A 23,126-nucleotide genomic window follows, 5' to 3' on the forward strand; every position below is an offset into this window, starting at 1 on the left:
GCCCGATGAACCTCATTCGTCTCGCCGTCAAGGAACTCGTCGGCATGTTCATCGACGACGGTAATCTGGCGCTGCTCCTGATCGCGGCGATCACGGCGGCGGTAAAGCTTCTGGCCCTGCCGCCATTGCTTGGCGGTATCCTGCTGCTGGTAGGCTGCCTCGCGATCCTGGTGCACAGCTTGCGCCGCGCGGCGCGACACTGATCAATAGAGGATGAAAAACGTCGGCAGAAAGCCGCTGACCCTGAAATACTCGATCACTTCGATCGCCGGGAAGACGGCGAGGAAATAGAGCCCGTCATAGAACGTCCGCTTCAACGCGTGCGTTGAGAACCGCCATTCAGCCTGGTCGCGGAACAGAAACGGGTTCGGCCAGAATCGCGGCGTCCGCTCTGCATAGGTACTGTAGACGGGGCCGAATTTGCCCAGGAGATACTCGGCTTCCTTGCGCGCCGTCACCTGGAAAACGATGAAGCTGGCCAAGCCCAATGCGACGGCCGCCAGCACGGATCCAAACATCAATCCGATGCCCACCGCGCCGATCGTGGAGAAGAAATAGAGCGGGTTCTGGGTCATCGAAAATGGCCCCATGGAAATCAGCTCGTCGTTCTTCTTGCCGCCGACATAGAGAATGCTCCAGAGGCGGCCGCCGACGCAGATCAGTATGAGGATGAAACCGAGCTGTTCGATGAGCTCGTGTCCCTCCGCCCCCTCGGTCAGGCCCGGCTTTGCAAACAGCAGCAGGGCGATGGCCGCGATCGCGGCGATCCGAAACGACGATCAGGCGTTTGCGTTGGTCGAATGCCTTCGGGTTGAGAGGAACATAGGCCATTAGCGTTTTCCCTCACTCCGACAAGCCTGTCGAATTGGGCAAGACCGTTGTTGCCCATCATCAGCCACCACTCTTTCTGCCGATTCATGGCGAGTTCATGGCGAGGCATCCCTCGGGATTTTGTCGCCCCACGCCCATTCTTACGAATTTGCCCATTCTTACAAAGATGTAAGACACCGGACAGATGCCGGTGAAATCGCATCCCTATGGTCCTGATGCCGGTCGACTTGGCCGGAGCTTGATCGAAGCTGCCGGCAGACCGGCGCCACACAGGGAAACATCACATTAAAAAACTGGTCCTCGCCCTCGAGTTCTGCACCATTGCCATCGGCAACCCGATTTCATCCACGTTCGCCGCCACCGCTCCCTGCGAAGACACGCTCAACAGCCTGCGGGCGGCGGAGGCCGCGGCAAAGCTCAGCAACGCGGACAAGACAAAGGTTGCCGAGCTGGAGACCAAGGGCGTCGAGCGCTGCAACGCCGACGACGACAAGCGCGCCGACGACTCTTTCGCTCAAGCCATGACGGTCATGGGCAAATAGTCCGCCACACGCCGTCAACGACAGGATATCGCCATGCTCTCGCCAACCGCCCAACGCGCCGCGCCGGCTCTCGACCGGGTTGCGCCAGCTCTCAACAGGGTTCCCAATGTCACCGTCGATTTCTGGCTGATCAAGCTCATGGCGGTGACCATGGGCGAAACGGCGGCCGACTATCTCGCCGTCAATCTCGGCCTCGGCTTGACGGTGACGTCGCTGATCATGACCGGCATCCTGGTCGTCGCCCTTATCCTGCAGTTTGCGCAGAAACGGTACGTGCCGTGGGCCTACTGGCTTGCAGTGCTGCTCATCAGTGTGGTCGGCACGCTGATCTCCGACAATCTCGTCGACAATTTCGGCGTGCGGCTGGAGACGACGACGATCGCGTTCAGCGTCGCGCTGGCTGCGACGTTCGCGGTCTGGTACGCCAGCGAGAGAACCCTGTCGATCCACACCATCTTCACGACGAAGCGTGAGATCTTCTACTGGCTGGCCATCCTCTTCACCTTCTCGCTGGGCACCGCGGCAGGGGACCTGGTTGCCGAAACCTTCAACATGGGCTACCTCACCACCGGCCTGTTGTTTGGCGGTGTGATCGCGCTCATCGCCTTTGCCTACTATGCTCTCAAGCTTGACGGCATCCTTGCCTTCTGGCTCGCCTATATCCTGACGCGGCCGCTTGGCGCCTCATTCGGCGACCTGCTGTCGCAACCGGTCGAATATGGCGGGCTGGGCTTCGGCACCACTTTGACCAGCATCATCTTCCTTGGCTGCATTGTTGCCCTTGTCCTCTACATGACCCTGAAGAAGGACGCCGATGAGGCCGAGGAAATCCTGCTTGAATCGGATTAGGAATCAAGCAGCTGCACGCCCGCCGGACGCGACGAGAACGCGCCAAAACGCCAACAGATCCCTGCCTTGGCTTCGCCATCGGCAGCTATCGCGCTCACCTCATGGACAGAACAGTGAACTCCAAAAAATCCGGTTATAGCGGCCTCCAGATTGGCCTGCATTGGACGATAGCGGTGCTTGTCCTGTTCCAGCTCCTGTTCGGGGAAAGCATGACAACCTACGTCGATGCGGCAGCGGACGGACGCCAACTGTCATCCTACGAGCAGACCATGGGGTCCGCCCACTACTGGGTCGGCCTGGCGGTCCTGTTGCTGGTGTTCGTGCGTCTGGCCGTCCGCCTCTTTGCCGGTGCGCCCAAGCCGCAATCGACAATGCCGAAATGGATGGCTTTCGCCTCACGCGCAACGCATGCGCTGTTCTATGGCCTTCTCGTCGCCGTTCCTGTTTCCGGGCTTCTGGCCTTTTATGTCTGGGGCTGGATGGGCGATATCCATGCCTGGGCAAAATCGGTGTTTATCGTCCTGATCTGCGTTCATGCCGGCGCCGCACTCTTCCATCATTTCGTTCTGAAAGACGCCGTGCTGCGCAAGATGCTTGTCCCCGCGCGCGATGCGGCCAGATGATTTTCGGACCATATTCGAAGGCATCAAGCCGTGACGGAAAAGGCAGCCAATGACAAGTTCGCGGCGAGTTTCGATCAAAGCCTGGGTGGTAGCCTCGATTTCCGTGCTTGCTTTTGCCGGCTGCGCCCTGGCGGCGTCTCACCTGAACAACAATTTTCACACGATCGTCGCCGGTGAGGCCTATCGATCGGCTCAGCCGTCGGCAGACGAGATCAGGGCCTACCGCGACGAATACCACATTGCCACGATCATCAATCTACGCGGCAAGGCGACTGGTCGGTCATGGTATGACGCGGAGGTCCGGACCGCGAAGGATCTCGGCATCCGGCATATCGACTTCGGCATGTCGGCCCGCACGAAACTGACGCAGGATCAGTCGCTCGCGTTGATCGCATTGATGAAGTCCGCCCCGAAACCGGTCCTCATCCATTGCAAGGCCGGCTCCGACAGGAGCGGCCTGGCGGCAGCGCTCTATCTGGCCGCGATAGCAAAGGTCGGTGAGGACAAATCCGAGGCGGAGCTCTCCATCCGCTTCGGCCACATCGCGATCCCGGTTCTGGGGACCTATGAAATGGATCAGACTTTCGAAACCATGGAGCCGCTGCTGGGGTTTTTCGGCTCGTGATCCCATATTTTCCAGGAACGGGCATTCGAGACCCTGATCCCGAAAAGTGGGTGCCTGTATTTGGAAAGATCATGGTCAAACAAGAGGATAGAGCCCCATCCCGGTTCCATTGGGATGGAACGGGCTCTAGCTAGGAACGAGCGGCTGCCGATGCTAGCATTCCGCTTTGACAAAGCCTCGGCAACGGACCGGAACGACGATGCGACTTCTCCTTGTTGAGGATGACCCGCGGACGGCCGACTATATCGTCAAGGGATTGACCGAAGCCGGGCATGTTTGCGATCTGTTGCGCGATGGCCATGACGCGCTTTTTGCGGCAACTCGCGGCGCCTATGACGTGATCGTGGCGGACCGGACGGCCTGTCGATGGTCAAGGCGGTTCGTGCGGCCGGCGTGCGGACGCCGGCGATCTTTCTCACCTCGGTCGGCGGCGTCGACGACCGCGTCGAAGGACTTGAGGCGGGCGGCGACGACTACCTCGTCAAGCCGTTCGCCTTTTCCGAGCTGCTCGCCCGCATCAACGCCCTTGGCCGCCGGCCGGCGGCGCAGGTGCAGAAGACCACTTTGCGGATCGCCGATCTCGAAATGGATCTGATCATGCGCCGTGTCACGCGGCAGGGCCAGGCGATAGATCTCCAGCCAAGGGAATTCAGTCTGCTGGAAGTGCTGATGCGCGGCGAAGGGCGCGTCATCACCCGGACCATGCTGCTGGAGCGCGTCTGGGACTTCCACTTCGACCCCAAGACCAGCGTCGTCGAGACCCATATCAGCCGGCTGCGGGCCAAGATCGACAAGCCGTTCGCAACCCAGCTCATCCATACCGTGCGCAACACCGGCTACAGCCTGCATGCGCCGCTTTAGCCTGCTTCGCAGCACGCCTTTCCGGCTCGCATTGACCTTCGCCTTCCTGTTCGTGCTTGCCTTCATCCTGACGGGCGCCATCGTCTATCAGCTGATGAGCGCCGACCTTGCCGAACGGCTCGATGAATCCGTCAAGGACACTTTTTCGGTCGTGGCGGCGACGTACGCCGCACACGATCTAGAGGATCTAATTGCCGCAGTCGACAGCCATTCCAAGCTCAGCACGAAAAAGGAGCAGCTGTTCTCGCTGACCGCGCCGGGCGGCAATCATCTGGCCGGAAATTTTACCGCGGCAGGTCTTCCCGACGGCTTCTCGATGTTCGATGCGGCGTTGCCGGGGGTACCTGCCGATACCATGTATCGAGCCTATTCCGGTTCGGTTGGAGGAAACAATCTGACGGTTGCATTCAGCCTTTCCGAGACCGAGGAGCTGGAGACCATCATCCTGATGAGTTTCGGCTGGGGAACTCTCATCATCACCGGCCTGGCAGTGGCCGGCGGCGCCTTGCTCGCGTCCCGCGTCCAGCGCCGCCTCGACGGTATTGCCGCCACGATGGTCGGGTTTTGTTGCAACGGCTGAATAGGGGCACAGAGAGGCCCTGATGCGAGGTCAATCAGGCGGCGAGGATTTCGAACTGCTCGGCCAAGGACGGATTCGGATTGAAGGCGTACCTCGCCTGTCGCTTGCGCATCATGTGAATCATTTCGATGCCGGTCAGGATGGTGGCTGCGGTGGCCGTCGATTTGAAGCCGAGCATCGGCCGGATACGGCGCTTGATGCGCCGATGGTCCTGTTCGATCCGGTTATTCAGGTATCTACTCTTGCGGATCCGGATCGGCTTCAGCCGGCGCCGGGAGCGATCCTGCAAGCGATTTGTGGTGTCGCAGGAAACGATCGCCTCCCGATTGGTCTGGCTACCGTCGATGACGACGCGATCCGGTCGGCCATGACGCTCCAGCGCCTTTCTGAAGAAGCGTTTGGCCGACGGCAGGTCGCGCTGCTCGCTGAAATAGAATTCGACGGTGTCGCCGACACTGTCGATGGCGCGATAGAGATACATCCACTGGCCACGGACCTTGATGTAGGTCTCGTCGACAGGCCATTTGCCGGTCACGCTACGCTTGCGCCGGTTGAAGCGCTCCAGCAACAAGGGCGCGAAACGGACCGTCCAGCGGTGGATGGTCGCGTGATCGACCGTAATGCCGCGCTCGGCCATCATCTCCTCAAGATCACGCAGGCTCAGATTGTAGGCCAGGTACCAGCGCACGCAAAGCAGGATCACAGATTGGTCGAACTGGCGGCCTTTGAACATCGCAATCCTCCGAAATGGTTGAAGGATCCCTTGCCACTCGCGAGTAACAAAAACGTTGCAACACATCCTTCCTTCATCGTAACGGACTTCCACCGTCTACTCCTTGCCGGTCTCCCGGCGCTCCAACTGTAATGCTAGTCATCCAAGACGCTTGCCTCCGCAAGTGTCGCCGGACTGCGGCTGGTTGAAGAAAAGGCATGACGATGGAAGACCGCCTGTAATGCTTTCGCAGTTGCTTGAGCCTCATTTAATACCCACTCGCGAAACTCTGTGACCAAGGCTGTGTCAGCGCCTTCTGGTGACGTGATATAATAGGCATATTGACGAGGCCCGGGGATTGCGAAGTCGAACGCATTCACGAGACGGCCTGCTATAATATCGTCGACGACCATGGCGCCGTCGCCGAGGGCTATGCCTAAACCGTCCACTGCTGCCTGTATTGCAGGACCGGATTCGAAAAAATGCAATCCGGGGCGGTGATCGGTTTCAGCAACCCCTAATGCAGAAAACCAAGTCTCCCAATTCGGCCAAGATACCCCCGGCCTGCTCCAGTCGAGATGAATTCGATTGAAACGCATCATGTCAGCAGGGACTTTGATGTCCTGATGCGCGCGGATCAGTTTTGGACTGCAAACAGGAAATATCGAATGCTCGAATAGGCGGTCGGCGCGTAGGCCTGGATAATTGCCATTGCCCCAGTGAAAAGCGACATCGACATTCTCTCGCGTGAAATCCCGAACTCTCGGAGAGATGGTTAGCCCCACGTCAATGTCAGGCCGAATGCGTATAAATCGCTCGATGCGTGGCAACAGCCACTGCGTCGCTATTGAACCAGGAGCGCTGACCCTAATTCTCGGATTGCCAGTGGTTCGGCGCATTTGCGACAAGGAATTCGTTAGAGTCTCCAGAGCGTCCTTCACGGCGGCTAAAATAACTTCTCCGGAAGATGTGAGATGCATTGATCGGCCAGACTTATGAAACAGCTCAATTCCAAGCTGATATTCGAACTCCCTTATTTGGTGGCTGACGGCGGCTGGTGTGAGTCCCAGTTCCGTGGCGGCTCGTGTGAAGTTGAGATGTCGCGCTGCAGCCTCAAAGGTGCGCAGACCTCTTGTTTTGGGAAAATAAGCAGCCATGGAGCCCCATAAATGTGGCGCGACAATTCTGATGAGAAGCGCGCGACAATCTGGATGAGAATCTGGTGTCGCGGCGGAGGTGATGATCGTGGCATTGATTGTCTCGCGCAAGAGGGTTTGTCGGTTTGATTGTCGCGGCGCGTCAATCAGCGAGGCTGTTGGCGGGTGTGGCATAGGACGCGGGGCGTCCCGGGTCACGCTTTCGCTCCATGGCCTCGCGGCGCTTGTAGCTCTCGACCTTCATCTCGAAGATGGTGGCGTGATGGACGAGGCGGTCGATCGCGGCAAGTGCCTCTCGGCTTGCTCGCAACAACCGCGATTGGCATCAGCTCCTTGATTTGTGTTCGCTCTTCGGCGTCATCATTGCCGATGGTGAACGTCTCTACGAACACACATCTTAATGCCCCAATTAGATTGGGGATGATCAACGGATAACTGTTACCGATCCGACGCACCCACTTTATGGGCGCGATTTCATTTTGGCGGGCAGACCGAGCGGCGCCGACCCGTATCGTCAGCTTCTTGTCGTTTACCGCGATGATGTTTTCCTGAAGATTCCGATCTCGGCCACCAATCTGTATCCATCGGCACCAGATCTGCCGTCAGCCAAGCTTTCAGCGTAAGCGCCCAGCCGTGGCCGTTCAGTTTGCGTGATGATGCCAGGGCAGGAGTTGGTCGAGATCGCGGTTCGGCCAGCCGTTGGCGATGCGCTCAAGCGTTTTCGTGAGCCAAGCGAAGGGGTCGACGCCGTTCATTTTGGCGGTCTGCAGGAGTGTGGCGATCGTGGCCCATGTCTTCCCGCCACCGTCGCTGCCCGCGAACAATGCATTCTTTCTTGTAATTGTCTGGGGCCGGATTGCCCGCTCGACAGCGTTGGAGTCGATGTCGAGACGGCCGTCGTGCAGGAAGCGTTCGAGCGCCTCACGGCGGCTCCTGGTGTAGCGGATTGCCTCGGCGAGTTTCGATTTGCCGGAGATGCGGCCCAGTTCCTTTTCCCAGAACGGCCAGAGCTCGGCGACGATGGAGACCGACTGCGCCTGGCGTGCGGACGGCGGACGTCGGGGTCCTGGCCGCGGATTTCTTCCTCGACCGCCCACAGCTCGGCCATCCGCTCGACGGTTTCGCTCGCCACATGCGAGACGCCGGACACGTGCAATTCATAGAACTTGCGCCTCAGATGCGCCCAACACGCCGCCAGCGTCAGCGGACCCCCGGCGCGCTTCGCTTCCGCGAGCCGGTTATAGGCACCCCATCCGTCGACCTGAAGCAATCCTGTGTAGCCGGAGAGATGGCGCTCCACGCAGTCGCCGCTGCGGCTGTCCTCGAAGAGGTAGGCGACCATGGGCGGCGCCGTGCCGCCAAAGGTTCGATCGTCCCGTGCGTAGGTCCATAGCCAGGCCGTCTTCGTCTTGCCGGAACCTGGCGACAAGGTCGGCAGCGTCGTCTCGTCGGCATAGACCCGCGCGCCCTCCTTGATCAGCGCCAGGATACGGTCGGCGAGCGGGGCGAGATGGAAGCCGACATGGCCCATCCAGTTGGCCATGGAGTTGCGGCTGATCTCGACGCCGTCGCGGGCATAGATGCCCTCCTGGCGATAGAGCGGCAGGCCATCGGCATATTTGGAGACGGCGACATGGGCGAGCAGCGCTTCGCTCGGCACACCGGCTTCGACGAGGTGACCCGGCGCCGGCGCCTGGCTGACGCCCTCCTTGCACTGCGCACAGCCATATTTGGGGCGACGGGTGACGATGACGCGGAACTTCGCCGGCGTCACGTCGAGCCGCTCGGAGACGTCTTCGCCGATCCTGACCGGTTGGCAAGCGCCGCAGGCGCAGGCGACAGTCTCCGGCTCGACGATGATCTCGACGCGCTCCAGATGCGCCGGGAACGCCTTGCGCGGGCGGCTCGCACGTCGCCGCTCGCCTGTCGACCTTGCCGCCTCGAGTTCGGCCTCGATCGCGCCAAGCCCGGTCTGGACCTCGTCGAAGGCGAAGGCCTGCTGGTCGGCATCGAGCTTCTCGGAACTACGGCCGAAGCGGGCGCGCTCCAACTGCTTGATGATCACATGAAGATTGGCGATCCGCTCTTCGGCGCGCTCGTTGAGCGTCGCCATCCGGACGATCTCGGCCTTGAGTTCCGCCGTTTCGCCCCGGAGTTGTCCCGCCTCGGTCTGCAGTTCGGCCTTTTCCGACGCCATGGCGACGAGCATCGCCTTGAGCGTGTCGACGTCGTCGGGAAGGGCCGAAGCGCTATTCGTCATAGGCCAACAGAAGCATATTCGACCCGCTTCCGGGACTGCTTTTGTGCCGCCTGAGTCACTTCGCCACGGTCTATCCGGCAGATGTCGGGCGTCGCCTCCGCTCGGCCCGAACACGCGTCCAATCCATGCCTTCAACGAGCGCCATCAATTGCGGCGCGGCAAGCCGGATCACCCCATTCTCCACCCTTGGCCAGCGGAACTTATCCTCGTCCAGCCGCTTGGCGAACAGGCATAGACCCGACCCGTCCCACCATACGATCTTCACGCGGTCCGCACGCTTGGCTCGGAACACGTAAAGCGCGCCGGAGAACGGATCAGCGCCTGTGTCGCGCACCAGCGCTGCCAGACCGTCCGGACCTTTTCTGAAGTCGACCGGCCGCGTCGCCACATAGACCTTGGCTCCGGTAGGGATCATGCCGATCGCAACGCACGGATCGCCTCGACCAGAAGGGTCGCTGCTATACCGCTGCCCACGCGGATCGTCGCATCGCCGATGACGATCTCCAGACCGCCCGCACGATCGCCCTCCCCAGGCGCCACTTCCACTGGCGCGAAGCTCTGCGTCTGGATCTCCGGCTTTGCCGACAGGATCGCGAGGGCGCCGGAGCGGATCGCTTTCCGCCGCCAGGCAAACACCTGCTGCGGGCTTACTTGGTGCGATCGCGCTACCACCGAGACATTCGCGCCCGGCGTCATCGCCTCTTCCAGAATCCGCGCCTTTGCTTCATCCGACCAGCGACGGCGCGGCACCGCCGGGCTCGCGTCGAGACGATCGGGAACCGCCTCGATGACTGTAAATGTTCCAGGTCTGGACTTGGGTGCAGACTGCAAACAAACCTCCCGTGAGAATCATCACGAGAGTGTCGCGTCCTTCATCGGTCCGCGAAACACGGGGCCTGCTTGGCGCTTACCTTTCAACTACGAGCGTTCGCGATTTTATTCGCCTTGTCTGCTCTGCAAAGGCGCAGGCGCCGCAAAGTTCCGTCGATATACCTGAGCATGATAGCCTGACGTCAGAAACCGAATCACCCCTATCGGACCCGCATGGTTCTCTGGAGGGCGAGCCATGATGTCGGATCTGATAACGACCCAGCATTTGTGCCGAAAAGCCGTGATTTACATCCGGCAATCGACACCACATCAGATGGTCAACAACCAGGAAAGCCTGCGGCTGCAATATGCATTGCATCAGCGTGCGGGAGATCTCGGCTGGGACGAAAACAATATCGAAGTGATCGACGCGGACCTTGGCCAGAGTGGAGCTGCGGCGGCTCACCGGGCCGGCTTCAAAGATCTCCTTGGACGCGTCACATTGGGTGAAGTTGGCATCGTTCTCTCGTACGAAGTGACACGCCTTGCCCGCAATTGTTCCGATTGGTACCCACTCCTCGATTTATGCGGCTATCGGCAATGCCTCATCGGCGACCGCGACGGAATTTACGACCCGGGCTCGGCCAACGGGCGCTTGTTGCTTGGCCTGAAGGGTACGATCTCGGAAGTGGAATTGCACACGCTTCGTGGCCGCCTGACAGCCGGTTTGCTCAGCAAGGCTGAGCGGGGCGAGCTGGCATTGCTGTTACCAGCCGGGTTGGAGCGGGACGCCAATGGTGTCGTGATGAAGGATTCAAACCAGGAAGTGCAGGACCGGATTGCCCTGATATTCTATGCATTTTGGGAGTTGGGCACCGTCGGAAAAGTGATCCGTTCCTTGCGGGATCGTGCGCTCACCATACCGCGGCGAAATCGATTTGGCGACGTTGTCTGGCGCGTCCCAACCGCCAGCATGCTTGCCGGGATGTTGAAGAACCCGGCCTATGCCGGCGCCTTCGTCTATGGCCGCACCCAGTCCTGTCACGCCAGATATCAAAGTGGTAAGATCATCTCGCGACGCCGGCCAATGGCAGAGTGGAAAATCGTAGTGAAAGACCGCTATCCTGCTTATCTCGATTGGGAGCGTTACGAGCGGATCCAGACCATGCTGACTGACAATCATGCTGAATACCGACGAAACCAGACACGCGGTGCGCCGCGTGATGGCGCGGCGGTGTTGCAAGGCATTGTCTGGTGCGGGCGATGCGGCCATAAAATGGGCGTTGAATACAAGAACGGCAACCGTTACGTCTGCAACTTCCTGGCACGCAGCCAGGGCGGAGCCTTATGCCAGCATTTGCCAGCCGATCCCATCGACGCCCGCGTCGTTGAGGCCTTCTTCGCGGTGGCCAGTCCGGCTGAGTTGGCCGAGTTGATGCACGCCAAAGATGCTCGTCAGCAGGCAGACGAGGCTTTTGAGCGCGCTGAAGAGCAGCAGATCAAACGGCTGCGTTATCAAGCGCTGCTCGCAGAACGGCAATACGATCGGGTTGACCCAGACAATCGGCTGATCGCGGCAGAGTTGGAGCGCCGTTGGGAGAGGGCTCTGCGTGAGCTTCGTCAAGCGGAGGATGCACTTGAGCGCCGTCGCGCGATGCAAAGTCAATCTGACGATCTGACGCCGACAGAACAGAATGATTTTATCGCGCCAGTTCGCAACTTCCTGAATTTTGGCAGAGACCTGACATAGAGTGGGGACGCAAGAAAGCCTTAGTACGCAGCTTGATCGACAAAGTGATCCTGCAACGGGTGGTCCGAGATCGGATTACGATCCGCATCGTTTGGCGAGGCGGTGAAGTTACCAAACGCGAGGTCGAGCCGAGAGTTCATGCCTTGAGCGCCTTGTCTCGCGGCGCCGAGATGGAGGTCCGGCTGCTCGAACTGGCTCATCAAGGGCTCGACGACACGGCAATAGCGGCCAGACTGACTAAGGAAGGTTTCCGCTCACCGCGCCGCAGCTACGTTCCTGTGCGCACCGTCCAGGTCGTCCGACAAGGCCATCGCGTATTGAGGCAGTCTACACCAGCCCGCTCTCACCACATTCCCGGGTGGCTATCGGTGTCTGAATTAGCGATGGCGGCGGACGTTTCTCGATCCTGGATCCGGCATCGAATCCGCAATGGCGTGATCATTATCCACGAAAGCGCCACTCACAAACGCGTTCTGTTTCCAGATGCCGCCGCAACAATCGCCGCAATAAAAGAGCTCAAATCCGGCGTGCGGCAACACCTCGACTTTACTCAATCCGCTACCGAATGAGGGTATCAACATGATAGATCGTACGATCCTTGCGCTTACCATGACCGCCTGCTCCTCGGTTTGTCCGGCAATCGAGCGCCGCCCGTAGCGGGCGCTGATGAGCTCGAACAGCACGCTGGTCTCGGCCTGGTCCTTGGTGACGTAGGCGAAAGTATCGAGGGTCTTTCCCGGCAGCAGGCGGGCTTCGGCGAGATGCCGCTCAATGCGGCGTCGATCGCGTTCGGCCAGCTCGTGCTCGGTGATCGCGGCGAGAAAGCGGGCGGCGGGCCAGCCTTCCTTGTCGGCCTGTTCGGCAAACTGCGGCCACATGACTTTGATGACCGGCAGGCGCAGCTCGTTGAGGAGCAAGCTCAGCCTGGCGGAATCGACAGCCGGGCGGGATCCGGCGCGAACCGTTCCCGCAAAACAGCCATGTCGGGCAATCGCCGTGCCTGTAGCGAGGCGGTCAATTGATCAGCCAGTTCGCTCTCGCAGCCGCGCTCGTGCGCCATGGCGAGAAGCTCGACCATAATGCGGCAGGCCTGCCGCTCAGGCAGCCGCTTTATGAGCACGTCGAAGGTTCGCCGGTAGGCCTCGCGGGGGAAGAGCTGGTCACGATAGACGAGGTTGAGCAGCGCCATCGGCTTGCGGCGCAGCGAATGGATGACATGCCGATAATTGACGACCTGGTCGTGCTTACCGTTTGAAGAGGCGCGCCCGCGGGGCAGCGTCATGAGCTGCGTGCCGCCGATGAAGATATCCAGCCGATCATCAAAGAGCCGCACTCTGAGGCGGTGGCCGATCAGGCGTGAGGGCACGGTGTAGAACACCTTGCGCAGCGTGAACCCGCCCGATGACGTGATGCGCACGGTGACCTCCTCGTAGTCGGAAGTGCGCCGGACGGGCAGTTCCTGGAGTTCGGCCCGCTCGATGTCGATGCGCTTGGAGTTGCGAGCATTCACGCGGCTGACGATCTCGTTGACAAAGCGACGGTAGGCTGCCAGGTCGTCGAAATCGCTCGATCCCCGCATCAGCAGCGCGTTATTGATCGCCCGCTTGAGATGGCCGTGCGGGCCTTCGACGGAGCCGTTCTCATGCGCAATGCCGCGATTGTTGCGGGGAAGGGATCATGCCGTAGTGGCCGCACAGTTCGTCGTAGCGGCGCGTCAGGTCCTCCCGGGCGTCCTTGTCAAGGTTGCGGAACGCCGCCGAGAGGCTGTCGCTGCGATGCTCGCGGGGAGCCCCGCCAAGCGACCACAGCACGTTCTGTAGGCCTTCCGCCAGAGCGACGAAACTCTCGCCGCCGAAACACGACATGCCCATGCTCGAAGCCCGAATAGGCGAGCCGGAAATGGTAGAGCCGGTGATCGAGTGGCTGGCCCGCGATCGTGACGCCGGCGGCGGCCATGTCGGTGAAATCCGACAATCCCATGCGCCCGGGTACGTGAACCTGCCGGAAGATGACCTCCTGTTCCTCGCCATGGACGGCGCGCCAGGCTCGGACCCGGCGCTCGATCGTGCGGCGAATGCCGGCTCCAAGCTCGGGATGACGCCGGATCATCTCATCGAAGATGGCGACCGACCGGATTCCCGGCGCGGCCCGCAGCAGCGGCACGATCTCGGCGTCGAAAATGGCGGCGAGCGGATCGGGGCGGCGCCGTTGTCGCGCAACCTTCCCCTGCGAGGGTAGCCTCGAATCCTTCTCGATGCGATAGGCCGTGGCTATGCTGATCGACGCCTTCGCCGCCGCGACGACCGTCGTATTGGTCTGCCGGAACTTCGAAAGCCCATCTGGTGATCGGTTACGTGGCGGCCGGGCACAAAGTGATTCCTCCAAATGGGAAAAACCACCGGCATACCCGGTAGATCGCGATCACCAGACAAACGCCCCCGAAAAGGGAGCGGCGCTGGCGGATTGAAACTCCAGTCGGGCTACGCCCTTCCTGCGTTCCAACCCGCCCGCATTCTCAACCTGATTGATTGGCGCAACGCTCGCAGCTTCATTGTCGCGCCGCACCATAAAAAAATTTACAGTTTGTAAAGAATAACTCGTTGGTCCCGAGAAGATCAAGCCTCTAACGTTGAATTTCGAGATATCCGGGTGCCGAGTCCGATCAGTGTCAAGATTGCCCTTGGCTTAAGTCAGCCACATTCGCCGCTTGTTGAATTTGCGTTAGGACTTTCTAAGGAGGGGAAACTTGTCGGAGACAATCATATTAGATGGAAAAAATATTCCAGACGTATACAGAGATATCGAGTCTGAGGTTAGAAGCTATTGCCGTGCTTATCCGGTGGAATTCGGGCGGGCGAAAGGTTCCTATCTGTATGATCGTCTGGGCCGCCCCTATCTTGATTTCTTATCGGGCTGTGGATCGCTTAACTACGGGCATAATTGCGAGCCAATTCGCGCGTCGCTCATGGAGTACATACTCAGCGACGGAGTTGCTTTGAGCATGGATATGTACTCCGTAGCAAAGACAAGTTTTCTCACGGCGCTGCGAGATACGATCCTTGTTCCCCGTCAACTGGATTTTCATGTTCAATTTCCCGGGCCTACTGGAACTAATGCTGTCGAAGCGGCGATAAAGCTCGCACGAAAATTCACCGGTCGAGCGAATGTGATCGCCTTTACCAACGGCTTCCACGGGTGTTCATTGGGTGCTTTGGGGCTGACCGGGAATTCATCGCATCGTGCATCGTCAAAGCCTCTTCTAACGCACGTTACTCATCTACCCTACTGCGACTATTTTGGACCAACCGTTGACACTGCGGCTCAAATAGAAAAACTCCTATTGGATTCTTCGAGTGGTGTCGATGCTCCGGCCGCATTTGTATTTGAGACAGTCCAAGGCGAGGGTGGTGCCAATGTGTGCTCACCGATCTGGGCTCAGAGAATGCAACGACTAGCCCATGAGATCGGCGCCCTCACGATTGTCGACGACATACAGGCTGGGTGCGGGCGAACCGGAAACTTCTTCTCCTTTGAAGATCTCGGTATTGTTCCTGATATCGTGATCATGGCGAAATCTATTTCGGGTTTTGGCCTCCCGATGTCTATCGCGTTCATTCGCCCCAAATATGACATTTGGAATCCAGGCGAGCACAACGGAACATTCCGCGGTAACAACCACGCTTTTATAACCGCCGCCGCGGCGCTTAAGCGATATTGGTCTAATGATCGCTTTGCAACGGAGGTCAAGGAAAAAGCCACGCTAGAAAGAGGGGTCCTTGAAACCATAGCGGAGCAGTATGGGCTGTCCGCGAAGGGAAAAGGCCTTTTGCTTGGTCTTGAGTTTTCAAACACTCAAGATTGTGCAGCGGTCAAAGAGGCGTGCTTCCAAGACGGTTTGATCATCGAAACCTGCGGACCAAAAGACGAAGTTCTTAAAATACTGCCGCCGCTCACGATTAGCAGATCCGAGTTTGATGACGGTTTGCAGATTGTTCGGAGGGCATTGAATAAGGTGCATTCCTCATCAAGGCGACTGGCAACGGTTGCGCGGGCGGCAACTGCAGCATGAACAGTCGAGGTACAATACACTCGTGGCAGACCAGCGGCCGACTTTCCGTCGCTACGGTAATAGTCGGTTACGGACATGCTGGCCGCGACCTTCACGAGCAATGCATCCAAAAACTATGGGCTTCACGACCGGGATCGCTGTCGACCACTGTTGACATTCTCGCGGTTGATCTATCAAGCGATCGCAGAAATCTCGCAGAGAAAGACGGACATCGGGCAACTGATGTGTTGCCTCCGGTAAATCTGCTGCATCCAACCGTTTGTCATATCTGCATTCCCCCAAAAGATAGAGTCGCTGCTGTAAGGGCCGTACTCGACAGAGGCTATCGCTCCATCTTGGTAGAAAAGCCGGCTGCGCTTTCGGAGCACGAATACCATCAGTTGCTCTCTTTGGAAGAGCAGTTTGGCGCACGAATCCTGGTTGTTTCAAACTGGCCTTGCAGCGCCCTGACGGCTTGCATCGGAGGCTTCCTTCGAAGCAAGGAGTTCGGAGACGCGATCTCAGCTGTGTTAGTTCAAACAAAATCTAGGATAGACCGTAGTCAAAATCACGTTGATGAACATATTGCTGAGGTGGAGTTACCCCATCAGCTTGCATTGGCACTACATTTATTAGGAGATTGGCATGTCGATGAATGTAGAATAACGGATATGATCTTGCCAAACGGCTCAAGGATAGCATCAATGGGCTCTGCTCGTTTGGTGCTTCGCCACTTTGGTAACGTGCACTCCACGGTGTTCTCTAGCCTCGCGCATCCAGTTCGCCAACGCAGCATCTCAATAGAAATGAGCACCGGGGTCACGATTGAAGGGTGGTTCCCGGCCAGTGCGGACGACAGCATATCTAGTCTGCAGTTGCGGAAAGGCAGCGAACTGTTGTTTGCCACCTCAATGTTTGATGATCCGCTGACGCGTTCTATCGAGCTTGCATACAATCATTTCCACCCCGCGTTAGGGCCGAGCGACGAAAGTCTCGTACGCGCCATGTCGCTGCCGGCGCATAAGAAAATAGCGAGTGTCATTGGGCTTGCAATGACCCGAAAAAGCGTCGAGCAGATTGGTTCGTTCGAATATCTTGATAGCAATTTTTCAAACGAGCGGCCGCATGCTAGTGCCATTCTATAGCAATACTCAGGAATTGCTGAGTCTTACTCCCGATCTCAGACGTGAGTTCGCGCTTCTGGTTGAGCAGGACACTCTTGTTAGTGGTCCTATGGTCAAGCGCTTTGAGAAAGAACTGTCAGATTATACCGGAGCAAAATATGTAATTGCGACGTCCAATGCTTCGGACGCCCTAGAGCTGGTTCTTCGCTCGCTTGGGATCGGACCGGGCGATGAAGTTATTGTTCCGTGCTATTCCTTTTTTTCTTCCGTGTCCTGCATTCGAAAAGTTGGCGCGACTCCAGTTTTCGTCGATATCGATGCCGCGTCTTACGCCTTGAACCAGCTTGCTCTCGAGGCGGCAATCACGCGGGACACGAAAGCGATCATGGTCGTCCATCTTTTCTGTCAGATGGCCGACATGCAGGCGTTGAATGAGTTTGCCACGCGACATCAAGTTCTCATTGTTGAAGATAGTGCCGAAGCAATCGGGATGACTCAGAATGGCGTGCACGCAGGCAGGTTTGGATCAGCTGGCGTACTGTCGTTTTTCCCGACAAAAACATTAGGCGCATTAGGAGACGCTGGAGCGATTATCACGGACGATCCTAAATTGGCGGTCGCGATGCGTCAGACGGGAGATCTCGGGCGGGACGGGTCAGGACTTGCTGTTAGACATGGCATTTGCAGCCGCATGGACGACTGGCATGCCATCGTACTTTCTCACAGGTTACGAACACTCCAAGCAAATATCGAGCGTCGTCAAGAAGTGGCGGCACTTTACTCACGACTACTCGCGCAAGTCCCCGACGTTCAGTTGCCTCGTCTGACCTCATACGTGAAGAGCGGCGAGGAAGTGTTCTACGTCTATTTGATCGAAGTGGAACTAAGGGACGAACTGGCAAAGTTTCTACTTGCACAGGGGATCTTCACAGAAACCTATTATCCCATGCCTCTTCATTTGCAGCCTGCCATGTCGGACTTGGGGTATCGCGTCGGCCGCTTTCCCGTCGCAGAGACGGCTGCATCCAAGGCACTCGCACTTCCTATCCATCCCGAGATTCAAAAGGCTCAGATCGAATATACGGTTGAAGCCATCGCCACATTCTACTCATCCCGATGAACGTTTCCTTCTTCAATTACGCAAGAACGGCCGCTCTTCTGCCCATGGTCCTGCCCGATCTTCTGCTCACTCACTGCGAGAAGGGTGAGTTCATTTTGAAATCATCAGTCGACTTCTTTGAGAGGCAGGTGGCATCGTTTGCTGGGTCTGAGGATCTTAAAACGGTGGCCGTTGGTTCTGCGTCTGCGGGCATGCAAATAGCCCTCGAGGCCTTGAGCATTGGCCAAGGGGATGAGGTTATTACCCCCGCATATTCATACTCATCCACAGCAAGTGCGATCGTAGCGGCCGGCGCGACACCGATCTTTGTCGATATCCAGGCGAACGATTGGTCAATTGACGTTGATGCAGTTGTGGCAGCGCAATCGATACGCACCAAGGCCGTCATCGCAGTGCATCTTTATAGTGGTGTTTGCGACATTCCTCTGCTGCGATCGAGATTGCCGGACCATATCCATATTCTTGAAGATAGCGCGACCAGTTTTGGTGGAAAGCTTCGAGGTCACCCGTTGGGGACTCTCGGTGACATTGGCGTGTACTCGTTTTATCCGGCCAAGCCGCTTGGCGGCTTGGGCGATGGCGGGATGATTGTCACAGACCGAGAAGAGGTTGCCAGTCTCTGCCGGATGCGCAGGAATCATGGGCAGGATGGAAAGACGCGTTTTGTCCACCACGTAAGCGGCCACAATAGCCGTATGGACGAAGTGAATGCTGCCTACCTCGCGATACAGATGGGATTTCTTGTGGAGAGGATCGAGCGCCGTCGGGCGATCGCAAAACGATACGACGCGGCTTTCACCGTCGCCGGAGTTGGCCTTCAGCATTGCAATGAACCAGAGCGAGTCCCGTATCGATATGTCGTTCGGCATCCAGATGCCAGTTGTTTGCGGCAGTTTCTTTCCGATCTCAAAATAGAAACCCAAACAGGGTTCCAGGCACCCCTGCCCCACCAGCCGGCTTTCGCGCACTTCGTGGAGAAAGGCGCGTCGTTGCCTGTGGCCCTTCAGATGAGCCAGCAGGCTGTCTGTTTGCCACTGTATCCGGAGCTGACGGATGCCGAGGTAAACCATGTGATCAACGGTGTGCTTGAGTTCGGAAACGCCTCCAGATGAAGTCACCCTACTCCATGTCGGGAATTGCCGATGAAGCTGCGTCGTCGATCGCAGTACAGATTGCCACTCACAAAGCCATTGGCCTCTCGCACATTGAACTCAGGTCCGTCGACGGCTCCCCGATTGACGCATTGGGAAAATCTGAGGTCAGTGCCCTGATAGCCTGCATTAAACAGGCCGATTTCGTCGTTGACTGCTTCGACTCGAGAATCGGTAACTGGTCGAGAACAGTTGAGTATCCACTCGATGATGAACTAGCCGAAATCGACCGACTTGCTGTTATTTGTCATGCATTGGGCTGCAGGTCAGTGCGGATCATGTCGTATTCGCGTGGCACTTTGTCGGCGCATGATTGGCAGGAACGCGCTATCGAGCGGTTGTTCGTTTTTGTAAATCGCGCCAAGGAGCACGGGATCAAGCTTCTTCACGAAAATTGTGCTGGTTTTGCCGGTAGATCGCCATCCGATACTCTTCGGATGCTTCGGCTCCTCGACAGCACCAATCTTCGTTTGCTATTTGATACGGGTAACGGGCTCGCCTACGGATATGATGCCCTCGCGTTCTTACGGCCCATCGTCGACTTCGTCGATCACGTCCACATCAAGGATGGTATGAAGTCTGGAGGCGAAGTCACTTATTGTCGCGCTGGCTGTGGACATGTCGGCGTCGCGGCATGTTTGGCGCTACTTTTCTCAAGCGGATACAGAGGAGTTTTCTCTGTCGAACCCCATCTAGCAGTGCTCCCGCACGCCGGTAGAGCAGACCCAGAGAACGATCGACGCATAGGCCTTTATACGGAATGTGCCGTAAGCGCTGGCGACCTAGTGCAAGATGTCTGGCATGGCATCACGCAGCATGTTTAGTCAGCATCATAAAGATCTGCTGAGCGAACTCGTCTCGGTGGATACGGTCACGCCGATGGAGTCAGGCAGATGCTGCGATCTTCCTCGAGCTCTGGATTTGTACGCTGCGGCAGCTCAGAGAATTGGGTTCACAACGCTGTATCGGCATGTGCCAACACTGGACTGTGAAGCCCCCGTTTCGGTGAAGCGTAGAGCGGAAGAAATGGGGCCAGAGTTCTTTGCCCACCAGGCCTCGATTGTGTTGGGATCACAGGACATCCATGGCTGCGCGGATGTAATGTTCAATTTTCATATTGATACGGTCGGCCCTTTTTTCCCCGCGAGAATCCTCCAAGGCGGTATCCATGGGCGGGGTGCTGCAGACAACAAGGGGCCTGGCGTAGCAATCCTGGAAGGAATCGAACGCTGGGCAGCCAACCACCCACCAGAGAAACGTCGCCCTCGCCTGTTCATCCAATGTGTTGCCGGCGAAGAGGGAGGCGCCATGGGCGTCTATGGCACCAAGCAACTTATGGAGTTGGGCTATCACGGCTCGCTCAACATTTTCGCTATTCCATCTGGCGGCGCGTATTTTGACTCCTCGACATGTTCGATGACCCTGGAATTATCTGTCGACGGAAAAGGAGCCACCGACGACGCACCCCACCGAGGGGACAATGCGAGTCTGATTCTTTCTTACTTATGCGCAGAACTGGCGAGACAAATGGGGCCGATTTGCTCTCGGACCGATGTGCGCATGACACTCGCCGGTGTTGCTACAGGTGACATGCATAACCGGGTGTACGGAACCGGCAGAGCGCAGTTCAACTTCTCGTATCGCGCGACACGATCAGGCGAGCTTGTGAAGTCCGCGGTAACTAGCGCGATTGAAACCGCGGGCTTCCGCTTCGCAGATATTTTCGGCGGCATTGATGTCTTCACTCGTACGGCAATGCGACTTGATCAGATTCTCACCGTTCGCTGGCTCAAGAGCGGATTGCCAGTCCTCACCAATCGTAACGCAGACTGGGAAAGAAAACTCGCGGACGCAGGAATAAAACGTCACGCCGACGATGCGGAGACTTTCACGTGCGATGCAATGTGGGGTCAAGGGCGAGGATATTCAATTATGTGGGGACCCGGTTCGCTGTCAACGAACGGGGCACACACCTCATCCGAACATATCGACTTCGCCGATCTCGACCAGTTCGCGGATCAAGTTGCAGCGCTCTTGTTTATTGCATCAAACGAAGTGACTGGGGCTGCAGCATGTCAAACGTGATTAGAATCGATGCAGAGTCTCTCAGAAGGCTAACTGAAGTGACCTTCGTGAGATATGGGTTCTCGTCTGAGCAAGCCGCCGCCGCCGCCGATGTACTGCTTTATGCTGACCTTCATGGCCTGGATTCGCATGGGATCTATAATCTTCTCCCGATCTACGTGAAAGCGTTAAGTGATAGATCCATTCTTCCATCATCCACGCTCCGAAGGGTGAGGAAGAAAGGGGCAATTTCGACGTTCGATGCGTCAGGCATGCTTGGACTTCTCGCAGCCAAAGGCGCGATGGAAGCGGCCATCGAACTTGCTGCCGAACATAGTGTCGGGGCCGTGACAGTTATGAATAGTAGTCATTTCGGGGCAGCCGGATACTTCGCGCGCATGGCAGCCCAATCGGGAATGATCGGGTTGGCACTGACGAACTTGGGAAATCGTCCTGTCGGGTACGCACAGGGTTCACGCCGAGCAATCATCGGCACCAATCCTTTGGGATTTGCGTCGCCCGCAGGGGACTTGCCATCTTTCGTACTTGACATGAGCACGACGGTAGTCGCCAGCGGAAAAATCAAACTCGCAAAGGACCTCGGAGAAGAGGCTCCAGTGGGTTGGATGGTCAATCAGAGCGGTCAACCCGTGACCGATCCCAGATCATATTTGGAAGGTTCTGGATTCCTGGTTGCGTTGGGTGGATGGCAACGATCTACGGGTGGCCACAAGGGGCTTGGACTCTCGCTTTTGGTGGAAGTGCTCTCTGGTGTGCTCTCGGGGGCGAGTGTCTCCTTGGGGTGCGAGGATGAGCAAAACAGCATTGGACACTTCCTGTTTGCGCTCGATGTGAGTGCATTTCTCGAGGGCCCCATATTTGCCGCGCGAATGGAGAGGTTTCTTTCCTCCTTATTGGGAGAACCTGTCTTTGAGGGGCATGAGGCACTCACCTATCCAGGACATTCCGACGCGAAAATTGCACTCGAACGAGGCGTCCACGGTATTCCTCTTCCGGCTCCGACGGTCGCCGCGCTCAATTGGCATGCGTCGACGTTAGGAGCTGTTTCTCTAGCGGAGATCGGACAATGATCCGTGTTGGCATTGCAGGCCTAGGAGTGATTTCTCACTACTACCTCGCTGCATTAACTAGATCGAACTCTCTGAGACTAACTGCTGTCTGCGATAGCTCGGAAGCCAAGCTGGATGCGTTTGATCGGCGGCATGAGGTCGAACAGTTCGCGGACTACACAGCCTTGATGCGAGCAGAATGCGTCGACGCTGTCATAGTGAATCTTCCGAACAATCTTCATTTCGATGCATGCAAGCTCGCCCTCGCTGCGAGCAAGCACGTTTGCTGCGAGAAGCCGCTAGTTATGGGCGAGCTTGAATCGAGACAGCTTATCTCCCTGGCTGTGCGACAGCAGCGAATTCTCTTCACTGCTTTTCATCGTCGATACAACCGAAACGTCAAAGATGTCGGGAGCCTTCGGACAACCGACAATGGAGGCATCGCAGCCGTTTCGATCTACTACAAGGAGGATATTCGGCAGCACGCAGGAAATGACAATTGGTACCTTGACCCCGCTGTGTGCGGAGGCGGCTGCATTGCTGACAATGGCCCGAACGCTTTCGATCTAGCGATGCATATCGTAGGCGAGATCGATCTCTTCGCAGCCTCCGCCGAGTTCGATGATTGCGGTATTGATATAGCCGCCACAATTGAATTACGCAGCCAAACTGGACTGCCGGTTCATATTTATTTGGATTGGGCTTACCCCAACGGGGAAGACAAGCGAATTGTGCTGTCAAACGCGGATGGAACGTCGCGAGAAATCGATCTTCTCAACGGGTTCCCCAAGTTCAAATCCTCTCTCTATCACGAATACGTAGGCATCCTGGACACTTTTTCTCATCATGTCGCCAACAGAAGCAAGGTGAACTACAGCGCTGCCGCATGCGTTCGGTTGGTTAGCAAAACGTATCAGAAACTATCTGCTTCCGGGCCAAGGAATTGAAG

At 57.6% G+C, this 23,126-nt stretch carries 22 protein-coding genes and 4 pseudogenes; 15 read left to right on the forward strand and 11 right to left on the reverse strand.

What is annotated here, in order from left to right; genetic code table 11:
- Positions 1-5: 5 nt before the first annotated feature.
- Complete coding sequence (locus tag ACZ89F_RS24280) at positions 6-203, forward strand: hypothetical protein (protein WP_476094547.1); 198 nt, start codon at positions 6-8, stop codon at positions 201-203.
- Here ACZ89F_RS24280 and ACZ89F_RS24285 read toward each other — a convergent pair whose 3' ends face one another.
- Positions 204-575 carry a methyltransferase family protein gene (locus ACZ89F_RS24285; RefSeq protein WP_476094548.1) on the reverse strand — a complete coding sequence of 124 codons (372 nt, stop codon included), beginning with the start codon at positions 573-575 and terminating at the stop codon, positions 204-206.
- An 831-nt stretch (positions 576-1,406) separates the two neighbouring features.
- Here ACZ89F_RS24285 and ACZ89F_RS24290 point away from each other — a divergent pair.
- The 5 genes and pseudogenes from ACZ89F_RS24290 to ACZ89F_RS24310 all read left to right on the forward strand — a co-directional run bounded on the left by ACZ89F_RS24290 (position 1,407) and on the right by ACZ89F_RS24310 (position 4,911).
- Positions 1,407-2,222 (forward strand): COG4705 family protein, encoded by an 816-nt coding sequence (locus ACZ89F_RS24290; RefSeq protein ID WP_476094549.1) that lies wholly within the window; start codon positions 1,407-1,409, stop codon positions 2,220-2,222.
- 113 nt (positions 2,223-2,335) lie between these two features.
- On the forward strand, positions 2,336-2,845 hold the full coding sequence (locus ACZ89F_RS24295) for a cytochrome b (protein WP_476094550.1): 510 nt from the start codon (positions 2,336-2,338) through the stop codon (positions 2,843-2,845).
- Between the two features lie 49 nt (positions 2,846-2,894).
- Complete coding sequence (locus ACZ89F_RS24300) at positions 2,895-3,470, forward strand: tyrosine-protein phosphatase (RefSeq protein ID WP_476094551.1); 576 nt, start codon at positions 2,895-2,897, stop codon at positions 3,468-3,470.
- A gap of 199 nt (positions 3,471-3,669) precedes the next feature.
- A pseudogene (locus tag ACZ89F_RS24305) lies at positions 3,670-4,331 on the forward strand (winged helix-turn-helix domain-containing protein).
- Positions 4,332-4,383: 52 nt separating this feature from the next.
- Positions 4,384-4,911, forward strand: a complete 528-nt coding sequence (locus ACZ89F_RS24310) for a hypothetical protein (protein WP_476094552.1) — start codon at positions 4,384-4,386, stop codon at positions 4,909-4,911.
- Positions 4,912-4,945: 34 nt separating this feature from the next.
- Here the strand turns inward: ACZ89F_RS24310 and ACZ89F_RS24315 are convergent, their stop codons facing one another.
- From ACZ89F_RS24315 to tnpA, 7 genes and pseudogenes are all read right to left on the reverse strand, one after another.
- Complete coding sequence (locus tag ACZ89F_RS24315) at positions 4,946-5,644, reverse strand: IS6 family transposase (protein WP_476094553.1); 699 nt, start codon at positions 5,642-5,644, stop codon at positions 4,946-4,948.
- Positions 5,645-5,778: 134 nt separating this feature from the next.
- Positions 5,779-6,891 carry a transcriptional regulator GcvA gene (gcvA, locus tag ACZ89F_RS24320; protein WP_476094554.1) on the reverse strand — a complete coding sequence of 371 codons (1,113 nt, stop codon included), beginning with the start codon at positions 6,889-6,891 and terminating at the stop codon, positions 5,779-5,781.
- A gap of 31 nt (positions 6,892-6,922) precedes the next feature.
- On the reverse strand, positions 6,923-7,093 hold the full coding sequence (locus ACZ89F_RS24325) for a hypothetical protein (RefSeq protein WP_476097481.1): 171 nt from the start codon (positions 7,091-7,093) through the stop codon (positions 6,923-6,925).
- A gap of 328 nt (positions 7,094-7,421) precedes the next feature.
- Positions 7,422-7,535, reverse strand: a complete 114-nt coding sequence (locus tag ACZ89F_RS24330; RefSeq protein WP_476097358.1) for a transposase domain-containing protein — start codon at positions 7,533-7,535, stop codon at positions 7,422-7,424.
- A 99-nt stretch (positions 7,536-7,634) separates the two neighbouring features.
- A pseudogene (gene tnpC / locus ACZ89F_RS24335) lies at positions 7,635-9,040 on the reverse strand (IS66 family transposase); the annotation flags it as partial.
- 70 nt (positions 9,041-9,110) lie between these two features.
- Positions 9,111-9,455 (reverse strand): IS66 family insertion sequence element accessory protein TnpB, encoded by a 345-nt coding sequence (gene tnpB, locus ACZ89F_RS24340; RefSeq protein WP_206079223.1) that lies wholly within the window; start codon positions 9,453-9,455, stop codon positions 9,111-9,113.
- Positions 9,452-9,871: an IS66-like element accessory protein TnpA gene (tnpA, locus tag ACZ89F_RS24345; RefSeq protein ID WP_476094555.1), complete on the reverse strand. Its 420-nt coding sequence runs from the start codon at positions 9,869-9,871 to the stop codon at positions 9,452-9,454. The genes tnpB and tnpA overlap by 4 nt, the downstream gene beginning before the upstream one ends.
- A 235-nt stretch (positions 9,872-10,106) precedes the next feature.
- Between tnpA and ACZ89F_RS24350 the strand changes: the two genes are divergently transcribed.
- On the forward strand, positions 10,107-11,600 hold the full coding sequence (locus ACZ89F_RS24350; RefSeq protein ID WP_476094556.1) for a recombinase family protein: 1,494 nt from the start codon (positions 10,107-10,109) through the stop codon (positions 11,598-11,600).
- A gap of 20 nt (positions 11,601-11,620) precedes the next feature.
- On the opposite strand, the gene ACZ89F_RS24355 is transcribed toward ACZ89F_RS24350, so the two are convergent.
- The 3 genes and pseudogenes from ACZ89F_RS24355 to istA all read right to left on the reverse strand — a co-directional run.
- Entirely contained in the window at positions 11,621-11,800 is a 180-nt protein-coding gene (locus ACZ89F_RS24355; RefSeq protein WP_476094557.1) for a hypothetical protein, read from the reverse strand.
- 438 nt (positions 11,801-12,238) lie between these two features.
- A pseudogene (locus tag ACZ89F_RS24360) lies at positions 12,239-12,592 on the reverse strand (ATP-binding protein); the annotation flags it as partial.
- Positions 12,544-13,969 (reverse strand): annotated as a pseudogene (istA, locus tag ACZ89F_RS24365) (IS21 family transposase); the annotation flags it as partial. The pseudogenes ACZ89F_RS24360 and istA, both read right to left, overlap by 49 nt.
- A 377-nt stretch (positions 13,970-14,346) precedes the next feature.
- Between istA and ectB the strand changes: the two are divergent.
- Genes ectB through ACZ89F_RS24405 form a run of 8 tightly spaced genes read left to right on the forward strand, consistent with a single transcriptional unit; the run spans position 14,347 to position 23,124 of the window.
- Positions 14,347-15,669, forward strand: a complete 1,323-nt coding sequence (gene ectB, locus ACZ89F_RS24370; protein WP_476094558.1) for a diaminobutyrate--2-oxoglutarate transaminase — start codon at positions 14,347-14,349, stop codon at positions 15,667-15,669.
- On the forward strand, positions 15,666-16,793 hold the full coding sequence (locus ACZ89F_RS24375) for a Gfo/Idh/MocA family oxidoreductase (protein WP_476094559.1): 1,128 nt from the start codon (positions 15,666-15,668) through the stop codon (positions 16,791-16,793). The genes ectB and ACZ89F_RS24375 overlap by 4 nt, the downstream gene beginning before the upstream one ends.
- Positions 16,774-17,892 carry a DegT/DnrJ/EryC1/StrS family aminotransferase gene (locus ACZ89F_RS24380; protein ID WP_476094560.1) on the forward strand — a complete coding sequence of 373 codons (1,119 nt, stop codon included), beginning with the start codon at positions 16,774-16,776 and terminating at the stop codon, positions 17,890-17,892. Before ACZ89F_RS24375 ends, ACZ89F_RS24380 begins: the two co-directional genes overlap by 20 nt.
- Entirely contained in the window at positions 17,889-19,004 is a 1,116-nt protein-coding gene (locus ACZ89F_RS24385; RefSeq protein WP_476094561.1) for a DegT/DnrJ/EryC1/StrS family aminotransferase, read from the forward strand. The genes ACZ89F_RS24380 and ACZ89F_RS24385 overlap by 4 nt, the downstream gene beginning before the upstream one ends.
- Positions 19,001-19,867 (forward strand): sugar phosphate isomerase/epimerase family protein, encoded by an 867-nt coding sequence (locus tag ACZ89F_RS24390; protein ID WP_476094562.1) that lies wholly within the window; start codon positions 19,001-19,003, stop codon positions 19,865-19,867. Before ACZ89F_RS24385 ends, ACZ89F_RS24390 begins: the two co-directional genes overlap by 4 nt.
- On the forward strand, positions 19,845-21,128 hold the full coding sequence (locus ACZ89F_RS24395) for a M20/M25/M40 family metallo-hydrolase (protein WP_476094563.1): 1,284 nt from the start codon (positions 19,845-19,847) through the stop codon (positions 21,126-21,128). The genes ACZ89F_RS24390 and ACZ89F_RS24395 overlap by 23 nt, the downstream gene beginning before the upstream one ends.
- Positions 21,116-22,198, forward strand: a complete 1,083-nt coding sequence (locus ACZ89F_RS24400; protein ID WP_476094564.1) for an Ldh family oxidoreductase — start codon at positions 21,116-21,118, stop codon at positions 22,196-22,198. The genes ACZ89F_RS24395 and ACZ89F_RS24400 overlap by 13 nt, the downstream gene beginning before the upstream one ends.
- Positions 22,195-23,124 (forward strand): Gfo/Idh/MocA family protein, encoded by a 930-nt coding sequence (locus ACZ89F_RS24405; protein WP_476094565.1) that lies wholly within the window; start codon positions 22,195-22,197, stop codon positions 23,122-23,124. The genes ACZ89F_RS24400 and ACZ89F_RS24405 overlap by 4 nt, the downstream gene beginning before the upstream one ends.
- Positions 23,125-23,126: the final 2 nt, after the last annotated feature.

The sequence above is a fragment of the Mesorhizobium sp. USDA 3734 genome (assembly GCF_056279665.1).

Coding starts and splice junctions, on each gene's coding strand:
- ACZ89F_RS24290 (WP_476094549.1), top strand. CDS start 1,407: ATGCTCTCGCCAACCGCCCAACGCGCCGCGCCGGCTCTCGACCGGGTT.
- ACZ89F_RS24315 (WP_476094553.1), bottom strand. CDS start 5,644: ATGTTCAAAGGCCGCCAGTTCGACCAATCTGTGATCCTGCTTTGCGTG.
- ACZ89F_RS24390 (WP_476094562.1), top strand. CDS start 19,001: ATGAAGTCACCCTACTCCATGTCGGGAATTGCCGATGAAGCTGCGTCG.
- ACZ89F_RS24380 (WP_476094560.1), top strand. CDS start 16,774: ATGCTAGTGCCATTCTATAGCAATACTCAGGAATTGCTGAGTCTTACT.
- ACZ89F_RS24405 (WP_476094565.1), top strand. CDS start 22,195: ATGATCCGTGTTGGCATTGCAGGCCTAGGAGTGATTTCTCACTACTAC.
- ACZ89F_RS24385 (WP_476094561.1), top strand. CDS start 17,889: ATGAACGTTTCCTTCTTCAATTACGCAAGAACGGCCGCTCTTCTGCCC.
- ACZ89F_RS24285 (WP_476094548.1), bottom strand. CDS start 575: ATGACCCAGAACCCGCTCTATTTCTTCTCCACGATCGGCGCGGTGGGC.
- tnpB (WP_206079223.1), bottom strand. CDS start 9,455: ATGATCCCTACCGGAGCCAAGGTCTATGTGGCGACGCGGCCGGTCGAC.
- ACZ89F_RS24300 (WP_476094551.1), top strand. CDS start 2,895: ATGACAAGTTCGCGGCGAGTTTCGATCAAAGCCTGGGTGGTAGCCTCG.
- ACZ89F_RS24400 (WP_476094564.1), top strand. CDS start 21,116: ATGTCAAACGTGATTAGAATCGATGCAGAGTCTCTCAGAAGGCTAACT.
- ACZ89F_RS24350 (WP_476094556.1), top strand. CDS start 10,107: ATGATGTCGGATCTGATAACGACCCAGCATTTGTGCCGAAAAGCCGTG.
- ACZ89F_RS24375 (WP_476094559.1), top strand. CDS start 15,666: ATGAACAGTCGAGGTACAATACACTCGTGGCAGACCAGCGGCCGACTT.
- ACZ89F_RS24280 (WP_476094547.1), top strand. CDS start 6: ATGAACCTCATTCGTCTCGCCGTCAAGGAACTCGTCGGCATGTTCATC.
- ACZ89F_RS24330 (WP_476097358.1), bottom strand. CDS start 7,535: ATGAACGGCGTCGACCCCTTCGCTTGGCTCACGAAAACGCTTGAGCGC.
- ACZ89F_RS24395 (WP_476094563.1), top strand. CDS start 19,845: ATGGCATCACGCAGCATGTTTAGTCAGCATCATAAAGATCTGCTGAGC.
- ACZ89F_RS24355 (WP_476094557.1), bottom strand. CDS start 11,800: ATGAGCCAGTTCGAGCAGCCGGACCTCCATCTCGGCGCCGCGAGACAA.